Origin of the sequence: Dyella sp. (assembly GCF_036746095.1) — a bacterium.
In the GTDB taxonomy this organism is placed as follows: domain Bacteria; phylum Pseudomonadota; class Gammaproteobacteria; order Xanthomonadales; family Rhodanobacteraceae; genus Dyella_B.
The window spans coordinates 23935-36765 of record NZ_DAIOEU010000002.1 but is presented as its reverse complement, the minus strand read 5'-3'; the positions used below and the strand labels follow the sequence as shown (position 1 = coordinate 36765).

Annotated in this window: 9 protein-coding genes; 8 read left to right on the top strand and 1 reads right to left on the bottom strand. The window is 60.6% G+C overall.

The window, feature by feature from the left end; translation table 11 throughout:
* Positions 1-12 precede the first annotated feature (12 nt).
* Genes V7M64_RS01305 through V7M64_RS01295 form a run of 3 tightly spaced genes read left to right on the top strand, consistent with a single transcriptional unit; the run spans position 13 to position 2803 of the window.
* Positions 13-1155 carry an efflux RND transporter periplasmic adaptor subunit gene (locus V7M64_RS01305; protein WP_333676472.1) on the top strand — a complete coding sequence of 381 codons (1143 nt, stop codon included), beginning with the start codon at positions 13-15 and terminating at the stop codon, positions 1153-1155.
* Positions 1156-1169: 14 nt separating this feature from the next.
* Positions 1170-2597 (top strand): efflux transporter outer membrane subunit, encoded by a 1428-nt coding sequence (locus V7M64_RS01300; RefSeq protein WP_333676470.1) that lies wholly within the window; start codon positions 1170-1172, stop codon positions 2595-2597.
* A 29-nt stretch (positions 2598-2626) separates the two neighbouring features.
* Complete coding sequence (locus V7M64_RS01295) at positions 2627-2803, top strand: hypothetical protein (protein ID WP_333676469.1); 177 nt, start codon at positions 2627-2629, stop codon at positions 2801-2803.
* Positions 2804-2832: 29 nt separating this feature from the next.
* Here the strand turns inward: V7M64_RS01295 and V7M64_RS01290 are convergent, their stop codons facing one another.
* A complete protein-coding gene (locus tag V7M64_RS01290; protein ID WP_333676467.1) occupies positions 2833-3807 on the bottom strand; it encodes an SDR family NAD(P)-dependent oxidoreductase in 975 nt (324 codons plus the stop codon).
* Between the two features lie 143 nt (positions 3808-3950).
* Between V7M64_RS01290 and V7M64_RS01285 the strand changes: the two genes are divergently transcribed.
* The 5 genes from V7M64_RS01285 to V7M64_RS01265 all read left to right on the top strand — a co-directional run bounded on the left by V7M64_RS01285 (position 3951) and on the right by V7M64_RS01265 (position 12792).
* The gene (locus tag V7M64_RS01285; protein WP_333676466.1) at positions 3951-4529 is read left to right on the top strand and encodes a TetR/AcrR family transcriptional regulator; all 579 of its coding nucleotides are present in this window, start codon (positions 3951-3953) and stop codon (positions 4527-4529) included.
* A 451-nt stretch (positions 4530-4980) separates the two neighbouring features.
* Entirely contained in the window at positions 4981-7392 is a 2412-nt protein-coding gene (locus V7M64_RS01280; protein WP_333676465.1) for a GH92 family glycosyl hydrolase, read from the top strand.
* 265 nt (positions 7393-7657) lie between these two features.
* Entirely contained in the window at positions 7658-10459 is a 2802-nt protein-coding gene (locus V7M64_RS01275; protein ID WP_333676464.1) for a TonB-dependent receptor, read from the top strand.
* Between the two features lie 61 nt (positions 10460-10520).
* Positions 10521-11270, top strand: coding sequence for a DUF1080 domain-containing protein (locus V7M64_RS01270; protein ID WP_333676463.1), 750 nt, complete (start codon positions 10521-10523; stop codon positions 11268-11270).
* 643 nt (positions 11271-11913) lie between these two features.
* A complete protein-coding gene (locus V7M64_RS01265; RefSeq protein ID WP_333676462.1) occupies positions 11914-12792 on the top strand; it encodes an SGNH/GDSL hydrolase family protein in 879 nt (292 codons plus the stop codon).
* The last annotated feature ends 39 nt before the right edge of the window (positions 12793-12831 follow it).

The window sequence follows — 12831 nt, the reverse complement described above, 5'->3', positions numbered from 1 at the left end:
CGGAGCCGACTCATGAATCGCTCGAAATCCCGACTGATCATCACGCTGGTTGCAGCGGCTGTCTGCGCGGCGCTCGCCGCCGGCGGCCTGCCGCGCCTGGTCGCACGCGACCAGGTGGCGCAGCAGACGGCCGCCTTGAGCAAACCGACCGTTGCCGTGATCACGCCCATGCGCGCAGCCACGCAGCAGGAGCTGATGCTGCCCGGCGATATCCAGGCCTATCAGCGCGCCGCGATCTACGCGCGTACCAGTGGCTATGTGAAAGCCTGGTACGCCGACATCGGCACGCACGCGCACAGCGGACAGTTGCTGGCCGAGATCGAAGCGCCTGAAGTGGATGCGCAACTGGACCAGGCGCGCTCGGATGCAGCCATGGCGTCGGCCAATTATCAAATTGCCAAGGTCACGGCGGATCGCTGGGCGGACTTGCTCAAGAAGAATGCGGTATCCCGGCAATCCGCCGAGGAAAACATCAGCATCATGAAAGCGAAGCAGGCCACGCTGGCGGCCGCGCTCGCCAATGTGAAACGGCTGGAGCAATTGCAATCCTACGAGAAGGTGTATGCGCCGTTCGATGGCGTGATCACCGTGCGCAATGTGGATGTCGGTGCGTTGATCGATGCCGGCAACAGCGGCGCGCCCGCTCCGTTATTCGAGTTGTCGCAAACCGATCGGCTGCGTGTGTTCGTCAACGTGCCGCAGGACGATGCGCCATACGTTGCCGCCGGCACGAAGGCGCAGTTGAGTTTGTCGCAGTATCCCGGCCGCACGTTCGCCGGCACGGTGACGCGCACGTCGGGCGCCATCGATCCGCGCAGCCGCAGCTTGCGTGTGGAAGTGGACATGGACAATCCGGATGGCACGTTGTTGCCCGGTGCATTTGCCCAGGTCAGCCTGACGCTTGCCAATGCGAACCCTGGTCTTTCGTTACCTGCCAACGCTTTGCTATTCCGCCCGCATGGCGTGCAGGTGGCGGTGGTCGATACGCATGGTGTGGTAAGCCTGCGCACGGTCACACTGGGGCGTGATTTCGGCACGCGCGTGGAAATTCGCAGCGGCCTTGCTGGTAATGAGCAAGTCGTGGTCAACCCCAGCGATGCGATCAGTGCGGGGCAGGCGGTTCGCATCAACCAGCATCCCGCCACCTCGGCGTGATGAGGAGCGCGGTCATGGTCGCACGCAAGCACGTGATGAAATTTGCTTATCTGTTGGCAGCGGTGATGGGCATCGCGGCCATGTCGGGCTGCACGCCCGGTCCAGCCTATGTGCGTCCGTCGGTGACGGTGCCCATGCATTACAAGGAAAGCACGCCGCCGCAAGGTTGGGTGGCTGCGCAACCGGGCGACGTCGCGGATCGCGGCGAATGGTGGAAGGTATTCAACGACGCCACGCTGGACGAACTGGAAGCGCGGGTCGACGTGGGCAACCAGAACATCCAGAAAAGCCTGGCCAATCTGCAACAGGCACGCGCGATGATCGGCGTGGCGCGCTCGTCGTACTTTCCGCAAGTGACCGCAGGTGCCGATGCCAATAGCAATCACACGTCCAAGGATGTGCTCGGTCACTCGTTGGCCGGGCGCACCGTGCAGGATTACGCTGCGGGCGTAAGCGCATCCTGGGAGCCTGATCTGTTCGATCGCATTGGCCATGCCGTGGATGCTGCCAACGCGCGTGCGCAGGCCAGCGACGCGGATCTCGCATCGATGCGCTTGAGCATGCATGCGGAACTTGCGCTCGACTACGTGGACTTGCGTCAGATCGACGTGGAAGCGGCGCTGGTGAAGCAACTGGTCGACAATTACGCCAAGGCGAAGGATCTGGTGCAGACGCAATTCGATGGCGGCATTGCATCGGAATCGGAACTGGAACAGGCCCAAACGCAGCTGCAAGCGGCCAAGGCGCAGTGGATCGATCTGGGCGAGGCGCGTGCGCAACGCGAGCATGCCATGGCCGTGCTGATGGGTGTGCCGCCGGCGGATTTCAGTTTGCCGCCAGTCCATAGAGCGTTGCCGTTGCCGACGATTCCTGCCGGTTTGCCGTCCACCTTGTTGCAACGCCGTCCCGATATTGCAGCGGCGGAGCGCCGGGTGGCCGCCGCCAATGACGATGTCGGCGAAGCGACCTCCGCGTTCTTTCCCGATCTGCTGATCTCGGCGACCGGCGGCTTTGAAAGCTCGCATTTGGCGCAATTGGCTACACTGCCAAGCCGCTTCTGGGCGATCGGTCCGGCACTGGTCGGAACCTTGTTCGATGGCGGCCGCCGCCATGCACAACTGTCCGCGGCCGAAGCAACGCGCGATGCAGCGGCAGCGGATTATCGCCAGGCCGTGTTGAGCGCCTTCCAGCAAGTGGAAGACAACCTGGCATCACTGCATGTGCTGGCCGATGAATCGATGGCGCAGCAGCGAGCGGTGGATGCGTCGTCAAAAGCGGCTGATCTGGCGATGGTTCGTTATCAGGATGGCGCCACCGATTATCTTGAAGTGGTGACGACGCAGAGCGTGAACCTGACGCAGACGCGTGCGCTGGTGGAGTTGTCGCGGCGCAGGTTTGCGGCGGATGTGGGGTTGATCAAGGCGTTGGGTGGAACTTGGTAGCGATCGGCTCGCAGCTTTCGCAGGCTGGGATGAAAGCCGAGCATAAGAACTTTCAAGAGCGCTGGGATTTCATCCCAGCCTACGATCTCTTGTTGGGGCGTTGGGCGAATCGAGGTATCGCCCTGAAGGCCGTCATTCCCGCGAAAGCGGGAATCCACTTTGCTCTGAGGCTGCCTGAAAATGGATTCCCGCTTTCGCGGGAATGACGGGCTTGAGGTAGGCACAGCCAGAATGCTTAGAACCGCTCTCCCACCATCGCCTCACTCTTCACCCACAACGCTTTCGCCCGCTCGGCATCCAACGCATACGGTCGCACACCTGCGCTGATCATCCCTGCTTCTTCACTGTCACCCAGCGGTTCGCCCACGTGGCAATCTTCGCAATAGCGCCCGCCGACCTCGTCCGCATCTGCAACAGCCGCTGCCCATACCGTGGTGGCTGCGCCTTGCTCAAGCGTTTTCCATCGGAAGGGCGGCTTGCCAGCCTTCTTTGCCTGCGCGTTGATTTCTTCGATGCGCTGTTGAATCACAGTGCTGTCCATGTGGCGCGTCAGTTCCGTCTGGATGCCGCCCGGATGCACTGCCGTCGCGCGAATACCGTTTGGCTTATGGCGGCGATCGAATTCGACGGCAAACAGAATATTGGCCGTCTTTGAACGACCGTACGCAGCCCAATCGTTGTACGGCGTGCGATCGAAGTTCGGGTCTTCCAGATCCACATCCGAAAAACGATGGCCGGCAGAAGACAGGTTCACCAGGCGGCTGCCGTTCTTCATCAGCGAGGCGATGCGATTGACCAGCACGAAGTGGCCAAGATGATTCGTGCCGAACTGCATCTCGAATCCATCCACGGTCTTGCCGAATGGACAGGCCATGATGCCGGCGTTGGCAATCACCAGGTCGAAGGTGGCGCCCTGGGCCAGCAGTTGCTCCGCGCACTTGCGAACGCTGGCCAATGACGCCAGGTCGAGTTCGATCAGCTCAAGACCGCCCGGTTTTTTTGCATCGGCCAGCCCTCTTTGCGTGGCGCGCCGGGCTTTGGCGATATCGCGCACCGCGCCGACTACATGGGCGCCGTGTGCGGCCAAGGACCGTGCCGTCTCCACGCCCAGCCCGGCCGATACACCGGTAATCAATACGCGCTTACCCGCGAGATCCACACCGTCGAGAACCTGGTCGGTGGTCGAACTTGCATCAAATGACTTGCTCATCATTGCCTCGTTGCTTGAAGGTTGCGGGCCGGGATTGGCTGCCGCGATATCGGCGGGCGTTCGGGCCGGCTATCATGGCCGTAAAACGGAGACGACCTCCGGATATTTTATGTGGAGGAATCCTCCGTTTTTCAAGGGTCATCATGGAAAGGCCGAAAAAAGCTTTAAAAACAGTACGCAAGCCGCGTGCCGACGCGCAGCGCAATCGCCGTCGGCTGGCCGACGTGGCGAAGGTCGCGTTCGCGGAGCAGGGTGCGGACGTAAGCCTGGAAGAGATTGCGCGCCGTGCCGGCGTCGGCATCGGCACGCTGTATCGGCACTTCCCCACGCGCAATGCCATCCTCGAGGCGATCTATCGGCAGGAAGCCGAACAGCTTGGCGCAGCGGCCACGGCCTTGCTGGAGAAGAAGACGCCAGTGGAAGCACTGCGTGCGTGGATGCGCCTGTTCGTCGATTACATAGGCACGAAGAAACTGATCTTGCCGGCGCTCAGCGCCTCGACCGGCGACACGTCGGCGCTGACCGCATATTCCTCGGCGCAGATCATGACTGCGGCCAATCTGTTGGTGACGCGCGCCGTGGAAAACGGCGACATCAAGCGCGACGTGCAGGCATTGGACCTTATGTATGCCTTGTATGGCTTCGCCAATACCGACAACCGACCTGACATGACGTCGCGAGCCTTACGCCTGATCGACATTCTTATCGCGGGCTTATCGTAGGCGACGACGACATTCCAGCCGCCGCCAGCTCATCGAGTACGCACCACGCTTCGTGACGAAACATGCACGCGCTGCGTCAGCCGCGCGCTTGCAGGAACACGCCCAGTAAAGGACCGATGCCGGTTCACACGTCAGCGGCGAAAAATGGAGTGCCTCCAGTGCACGTCAGCCAGGCACGGAAGGCGCGCCGGTATTCACCTCTGCTGCGCCTCGCAAGGAAGTTGCAGTGAGGCGGAGCATACGGCCAAGGCCGTCCGCAAGTTTTCACACCTGCCAACCATGACGATGGTCATATGTCCCTGGCTGTCATTAAGTATTATTTTTGGCCCGAAGGGACAGTTGTCATGCAAAGCGTATAGGCGTCCAAAGCTGGTAGGGACGCATGTGCGCATTTTTTCGAACTGTCATTTAGATCGATTTAAATTCGATAAATCATGTGGGGCGAATGGGCATGTGCTTTTCTTTGTGGCAGGTCCCGGGGTTGCGTTGGCAGGGCATGGCGGTGCTGGCCAGCAGTCTTTTCGCAGTAGCAAGTTTTGCCAGCGCCGGGCAGCCGGGTGGGTTTGCCGACAAGGTCAACCCACTGATCGGTAGCAGCAATGGCGGCAATACCTATCCCGGCGCAGTGATGCCGTTCGGCATGTTGCAGTGGAGCCCGGAGAACACGCGCGGCAAGCACGTGCGCACCGCCTCGCCCAGCGGCTATCAATACGATGCCAGGCGCATACGCGGCTTCAGCCTGACGCATCTATCCGGTGCCGGTTGTGCCGGCGCGGGTGGCGACGTGCCGCTGATGCCGGTCACGCTGCCGATTACGACCTCGCCTTCGGCCGACCTTCGCGATGAACGCTATGCGGCGGACTTCCGCCATGAAGGCGAACACGCCACGCCCGGCAGTTACCAGGTCAAGCTCGCCAATGGCGTGGATGTCACCCTTGCCGCGGCCACACGCAGCGGCATGGCGAGCTTTGACTTCCCCGCGCACAAGCCGGCCAACCTGTTGATACGTGCGTCTGATTCGGAAGTGGGCAGCAGTGATGCGTCCATCGATGTCGATGCCAATACGCGCACGGTCAGCGGCTCGGTCAGCAGCGGCAATTTCTGCGGTTATCTGGCCAAGGCCGATCAACGCAGCTATTACACGCTGTATTTCGTGGCGCAATTCGATCAGTCCTTTACGGCGAACGGCGTCTGGCAGGATGCACGCGTGCAGAAGGGAGCGACCGCTGCCCAAGGCGGCACCGGCTACGACGCAAAAGGTTTTCCTACACCCGGCAAGGGCTCGGGGGCATGGGTGGCGTTCGATCCGGCCAAGGGCCCGGTGCATGTGCGCGTAGGCATTTCCTATGTCAGCCTGGATAACGCGCGCGCCAACCTGAAATCGGAAATCGCTGCGGACGCGACGGTGGCGCAAGTGGCGCAACACGCCAAGGACGCCTGGAACGACCTGCTTGGCCGCATCGCGGTCGACGGCGGCAGTGCAGAACAGCAAACGGTGTTCTACACGGCGCTGTATCACTCGCTGTTGCATCCGAACATCTTCAGCGACGTCAACGGCGAATACTTTGGTTTCGATCAACGCGTTCACCGCCTCGAAGGCGGGCAGAAAAACCAGTACGCCAACTTCTCGGGCTGGGACGTCTATCGCTCGCAATTGCAACTGGTGACCTGGCTGCTGCCGGACGTGGGCAGCGACATCGCCCAATCGCTGTACAACCAGGCCAAGCAGAACGACGGCGAATGGGATCGCTGGACGCACAACAGCGGCGGCACGCATGTGATGAGCGGCGATCCTTCCGGGCCTGCCCTGGCGGATATCTATGCATTCGGCGGCCGCGATTTCGACCTGCAGGGCGCTTATGCCTCGCTGGTGCATGCCGCAACGGTGCCCACGGCACACGATCTTTCCGATGACGGTTGCAATGTTGAATGCGTCGGCGAGCGGCCATCGCTGGAGCAATGGCTGAAGCTGCATTACATCGCCACGCAATCGCACTCATGGGGCGGGGCGGCCGAAACGCTGGAAGACGCGACGGCGGATTTTGCGCTATCGCAACTGGCCCAAGACGTGCACGACAGCGCGAATGCGCAACGCTTCCTGGTGCGTGCCGGCTATTGGCGCAATCTCTACAACCCCAAGGCCACGCCGCAGGAAGGCTATATCCAGAACCGCAACGCCGACGGCAGCTGGCCGGCGTTTTCGCCTGGCTCCGATGACGGCTTCGTGGAAGGCAGCGCGGCGGTGTACCTGTGGATGGTGCCGTTCGACGCGCGGGGATTGTTCCAGGCGATGGGCGGCACGGCGAAAGCCAGTGCGCGGTTGGATGGTTTCTTTCATGACGAACACGGCCAGTGGGCGGTGACCAATGCCGGTCCGCTGCATGCCGAGTTGAACAACGAGCCCTCGGTAGAAACGCCGTGGCTCTACGACTTCGCCGGGCAGCCTTACAAAACGCAGGACGTCGTCCGCACCGTGCTCGAGCGCTATTGGAAAAACGCACCCGATGGCATTCCCGGCAACGATGACCTCGGCGAGATGTCGTCCTGGTGCGTGTGGTCGGCATTGGGGCTTTATCCGGAAATTCCCGGGCGCGCGGAGTTGCTGGTAAGCAGCCCGCTGTTTGCGCACGCGGTAGTGCATCGCGCCGATGGCGACGTGACGATCGATGCGCCGGATGCATCGAACGAAAACCGGTTTATCCATGCGATGTCGGTGGATGGACATGCCTATGCCAGGCCTTGGCTGCCGTCGTCATTCGCGGCACACGGTGGGCATCTGCGCTTTGAACTTCAGCGCTCCATCGATAGCGCATGGGGCAGCAAATCGACCGATGCACCGCCTTCGTTCTCAGCGCGGGGCTGAGAAATCGTTTCCGGGAGCAAGCACCACGGAAGGATAGGGGAAAGGGAGCGAGCTGGCTGGATGCGGAAGAGGAGGAGGCGTTGGCTTTATGGCCGTCATTCCTGCGAAAGCGGAAATCCATCTTCGCTCTTGCATCAGAGCAATGGATTCCCGCTTTCGCGGGAATGACGTCTTTGAGGGCGCGCGGCAATCGCGGATAGGGACGTCTTAGGGCATCGCCGCGTCTGCGGCGAATTGACTGTGACGTAAGGGGAGGGTGTACCTGATGAAGACGCAGTGGATGTACGTGTGCGCGGCCTCGTTATTGGCCTGTTCCATTTCGCAGGCCTTGGCGCAACAAGCGGCGGTACCATCGCAACAGAATACGGCTGCAAGCAATAACGCATCGAACAACAATCCGCAGAACGACCAGGAGCAGAACAAACCCAAGAAACTCAAGATCGTGCAGGTTACCGGCTCGCTGATCCCGCAGGCGCAGATCGAAGGATCGTCACCGGTCACCACCATCACCGCCAAAGACATCGAGAAACAAGGTTTCGTCGACACGTACGACGCCCTGCGTTCGCTCCCCGTTGCGAACGGTTCGGTGCAGGACCCGCAATTCACCGGCGGCTACACGCCGGCTGCGAAAACCATCAGCCTGTTCGGCCTGAGTCCGGATTTCACGCTGACCTTGCTCAATGGCCGGCCGATGGCCAGCTACCCGCTGGCTTACAACGGCAGCTTGAACATCACCGATATTTCCAATATCCCGGTGGGTTTGATCGATCGCATCGACGTGCTGACCGGTGGCGCGTCATCGATCTACGGTTCGGCGGCGATTGCCGGCGTGGTGAACATCGTGTTGAAGGACCACGTCGAAGGCACGCACATCGGTTTTCGTTATGGCACTTACTCCGAGGGCGGCGGCGCCAGCAAGCGCTTGCAGATCAGTTCCGGGCATACCTGGGGCAAGCTGGATGTCAGCGGTGGCGTGCAGCTGTCCAAGGAGAATCCCATTTGGGGCTATCAGCGCAGTTACATCGATTCCCAGGATGACGATCCGGATGTAGCGGGCCGCGTCAACTCGCGCAGCTTTCTGCGCTTGAACTCCAGCATCAGTCAATACATCGATCCAGGCGCCGACACCTGCGCACCGCTGAGCTATCTGTATCGCGGCAGCACCACGTACAGCTACCGCCCAGGCCTCGGCTACTACTGCGGCAGCCCCAAGAACGTCGGCAACGCCACGCTTTCCAACGACGAAACCGATGCCAATGGCCTGCTGCAACTGCGCTATCACATCAACGACCACACGACGTTGTATGCCGATACTTTGTATAGCTACAGCAACCCCACCTATGTGGGCGGAAGTCCGTTCTGGAACAACACGTTCTATAACCAGACCAGTGGGCAATACGAGGAATGGCAGCGCATTTTCGCGCCGGAGGAAGCCGGCTCCGACGCGGGTGAGCAGCATGTGTTCACCAAGACGTACAACGTGAGCATTGGCGTGCGCGGGGAGCTTTTCGATAATTGGAACTACGACGCCTACTACAACCGTTCGCAAACGGATCTGGTGCGCAAGTCGCGTGATTTCCTGGCCAACAATGGCATAGACCAGTATTACCTCGGGCCGCTGCTCGGCACGGATGCGAACGGCTACAAGATTTACGCGCCCAACCTTGATCGCCTGTACCAGCCCATCACCCCCGCGCTGTACAACGCATTCACCGCCGTCGACCGCGCGGCGTCCACTTCCTGGACGCAGAACGAGACCTTCACCGCCAATACGACTAGCCTGTTCTCGTTGCCGGCAGGCGATGTGGGTGCCGCGCTGATCGCCCAGACCAGCAACCAGCGTTTCGCCAACGCCTCGGCCAGCCCGCTTGCCGCAGAAGGGTATTTCCGTGGTGTGGGTGGTACTACCACGGCGGGCGGTGCGAGCAGCCAGTTCGCCTTTGGCGGCGAGCTGCAGGTGCCGCTGTTCAAGCAATTGACGGCGGACGTTTCCGCACGCTTCGACAAATACGACTACGGTGGAAGAGGGCACGGCCGCCCCACTTACAAACTTGGCCTGGAATACCGGCCGTTCGATACGCTGCTGGTGCGGGCCAGTGCCGCCACGGCATTCCGCGCGCCCGACCTGTTCTATCTGTTCTCCGCGCACAGCAGTGGCTACAGCACCAACACCGACTATTACAAATGCCGCGTGGCTGGCTACAACCCGGCAACGTATGGGCAGTGCCCGTACAACGGCTTGTCGATTCTGTCGGTGACGTCCGGCAACACGAACTTGATGGATATCACCGCCAAGACCTATACGGCTGGCTTCGTCTGGTCCACCTCGGACAACCGCCTGAGCTGGTCGGTGGATTACGACATCATCCGCGTCAACAACGAAGTGGTGACGTTGAGTTCTGATCAAATCTTGTCGGAAGAGGCCAACTGCCGCCTTGGCGTATCGGACAATGGAGAGCAGACCTACGACATCAACTCGCCCACCTGCCAGCAGGTGATTGGCGAGGTGCAGCGTTATCCGGCGACCGACCCGATCAATGCGAACGTCATCAAGCAGGTCAGCACCTATCCCATCAACGTGGCGTCGGAATACCAGACCGGTGTCCAGTCCAGCGTGAAGTACCGGCTGGAAACCGACAATTTTGGCTCGTTCCAGTTCGGCCTGGATTACTACGATGAACTCAAGCACACCTATCAGGAGAAGTCGGGCGACCCGACGCTCAATTACCTGTGCTGCAACAACAACGACGAGTTCAAGAGCCGCGTGAACGGCACGGTCACCTGGAACATCGGCAAATGGAGCAGCACGATCTACGGCCTGCGCAACGGCAACACCTGGAACTACGCCGGCACCGGGCCGAAGATCGGCCCGTGGATCACCTTCAATGGCAGCGTGGGCTACAAGGTGACGCCCAAGACCACGGTATCGGTCACTGCCAACAATATGTTCAACAAGCGTCCGCCGATGGATAACACCAACAGCGGTTGGCCGTATTTCGACGTGACCGACTACAGCGCGCTGGGACGCTCGGTGTATCTGGACATCGGTTTCGACCTGGGTATCTGACCGGTGGCCCGGTGCCGCACGACCCACGCGGCACCGGGCCACGACATCGACGAGGCAGCACATGATTCGCAAGAAATTGATGAGCAGTTTGTTGGCCACCACCAGCCTGGTTCTATGCGGCATGGTGCATGCGCAGCAGCACAACACGCTCACGCCGCAAGAACAGGCGCAGGGCTGGCAGTTGCTGTTCGATGGCCACAGCCTGGGCGGATGGCATTCCTACCACGCAAAAGCCCCGGGCAAGGATTGGAAGGTGAGCGATGGCGCCATCCTGATGGAAAAGCGCCCGAAGGATCCCGAAGCCGATTTCCAGGACCTGGTTACCGATGCCGAATACGGCAATTTCGACCTGAAGCTGTCCTGGAAAATGAGCCCCTGCGCCGACAGCGGCGTGATGTTCTACGTGCACGAATCGCCCAAGTACCAGTACACCTTCGAAACCGGCCCGGAAATGCAGATTGCCGATCTCGCCTGCACCAAGCCGGACAGTCGCGTGCTCAAGGAACGTTCCGGCGACTTGTTCGACCTGATTTCCTCGGACGTGGAATGGGTGAACGAAGCCGGGCAGTGGAACGACTTTGAAATCATTGCCGACCATGGGCACGTGCAGTTTTTCCAGAACGGCCACAAAGTGATCGATACGCAGTTGTGGTCGGACGACTGGAAGCGCCTGGTGGCGAAGAGCAAGTTCACCGCGTGGCCGGATTTCGCCACGTTCCAGCAAGGGCATATCTCGCTGCAGGGCACGGAGGATAAGGGCGAAGTGCCGATACGCTTGTGGTTTAGGGATATCAAGATCAGGAAGTTGTGATGGCCTGATCGAACGTCGCTTGCTACGGGCAGTACGTATTGGTCGCCATGATCGACTCCCTCCCTTGCGACAGGGAGGGGCTGACGTCTCCCCACGTTTTTTTGCTCGTCGTTCCGGCGGAGGCCGAGGCGCTTTACAACAGCGAAGCTGGTCAATCCAGTGAAATATGGCGTGCGAAGCACCCGGCAAAAAAAAATGTGTGCTAATGCACGACGTATTTGGACTGGATGATTCGCTTCGCTCCCCCCTTCGGTGCCATCCTTCGGATGTTGTCCGCGCTTCGCGCTACGTCCGGCCTTCGCCGGAATGACGGTTCGCTTGGAAATGGGCTCATGCAACCCCGGATTTTTCTGAAGTAGCCAACGTGGGGATACCTCCGGGGCCGGGATGGTTGCTTGTGCGTTGGCGTGCAGCCTTGGATCGCCGCGACGCGTAGCCTCAGGACTCGCTTCGGTCGTACGTCACCCTGGCTCCCCTACCATCGCAAGGGAGATGCAGTCTTTCGCAATGATCACGATGTGCGCGACACTGTTGTCCGGGTTTGCACGTTGACTTGAGCCAGTCGAAGCCGCATGTGTGGGAAGACGGGGAACTAGTCCACTGTTACAGCGGTCTGCACGCAGAACCAAACGGGGAGATAACCGTGAAAGTTTCGGCATTCGTTTCTTTTGCCTTGGCCATGGCGTTCACTTGCAACATCTGCATGGCGCAAACCGCCGCGCCGGCAAGCTCATCCAGCACCGAACCTCCCGCCGCAACCGTCGGCATCGTGGACAACCCGTGCGACACCTTGCTTCCCCCGCCTGAAGCGCCCGCATTGGCCGGTCCGAAGCGTCCCTTGCTGCCGCAATCCAGAGCCGCCCTGGCGGCCGCCTCCAAGGCGTGGGAGGAGCAACGCCTGGCGTTCGACTTCGGTGGCCTGTGCCATTATCGCGAAGCCAACGCCAAGCTGCCGGCAGCCACGGCGCATCGCGTGGTCTTCATGGGCGATTCCATTACGCAGGGATGGATCGATGCAGATCCAGGCATCTTCACCGATGACGTGCTCGACCGCGGCGTCAGCGGACAGACCACGCCGCAGATGCTGGTGCGCTTTCGGCAGGACGTGATCGACCTGCATCCGGCGGTGGTGCACATTCTTGCGGGCACCAACGACATCGCCGGCAACACCGGCCCGACCACGCTGCAGGACATCGAGAACAACATCCAGACCATGGTGGAGCTGGCGCAAGCGCACCACATCCACGTGATTCTTGCCACACTGACGCCTGCCGCCAGGTATCCATGGCGGCCAGGCGTTGAATCGGTCGAAAGCATCCGTGCACTCAATGACTGGATCAAGACGTACGCCAAGCAGAATGGCTTGACCTATGTCGACTACTTCACGGCGCTGGACGATGGCCATCGCGGTTTTATCGCCAAACTCTCCATCGATGGCGTGCATCCGAATGCGCAGGGTTATGCGGTGATGGATAAGCTGGCAAGGGAAGCGATCAAGCAGGCGCTCTCCGCGTCGCCATAAACACGGGCCGGGTTGCGCTTCGCCAGCCCGGCTTGTGAC

Coding starts and splice junctions, on each gene's coding strand:
- V7M64_RS01300 (WP_333676470.1), top strand. CDS start 1,170: ATGGTCGCACGCAAGCACGTGATGAAATTTGCTTATCTGTTGGCAGCG.
- V7M64_RS01295 (WP_333676469.1), top strand. CDS start 2,627: ATGAAAGCCGAGCATAAGAACTTTCAAGAGCGCTGGGATTTCATCCCA.
- V7M64_RS01270 (WP_333676463.1), top strand. CDS start 10,521: ATGATTCGCAAGAAATTGATGAGCAGTTTGTTGGCCACCACCAGCCTG.
- V7M64_RS01305 (WP_333676472.1), top strand. CDS start 13: ATGAATCGCTCGAAATCCCGACTGATCATCACGCTGGTTGCAGCGGCT.
- V7M64_RS01290 (WP_333676467.1), bottom strand. CDS start 3,807: ATGAGCAAGTCATTTGATGCAAGTTCGACCACCGACCAGGTTCTCGAC.
- V7M64_RS01275 (WP_333676464.1), top strand. CDS start 7,658: ATGAAGACGCAGTGGATGTACGTGTGCGCGGCCTCGTTATTGGCCTGT.
- V7M64_RS01280 (WP_333676465.1), top strand. CDS start 4,981: ATGTGCTTTTCTTTGTGGCAGGTCCCGGGGTTGCGTTGGCAGGGCATG.
- V7M64_RS01285 (WP_333676466.1), top strand. CDS start 3,951: ATGGAAAGGCCGAAAAAAGCTTTAAAAACAGTACGCAAGCCGCGTGCC.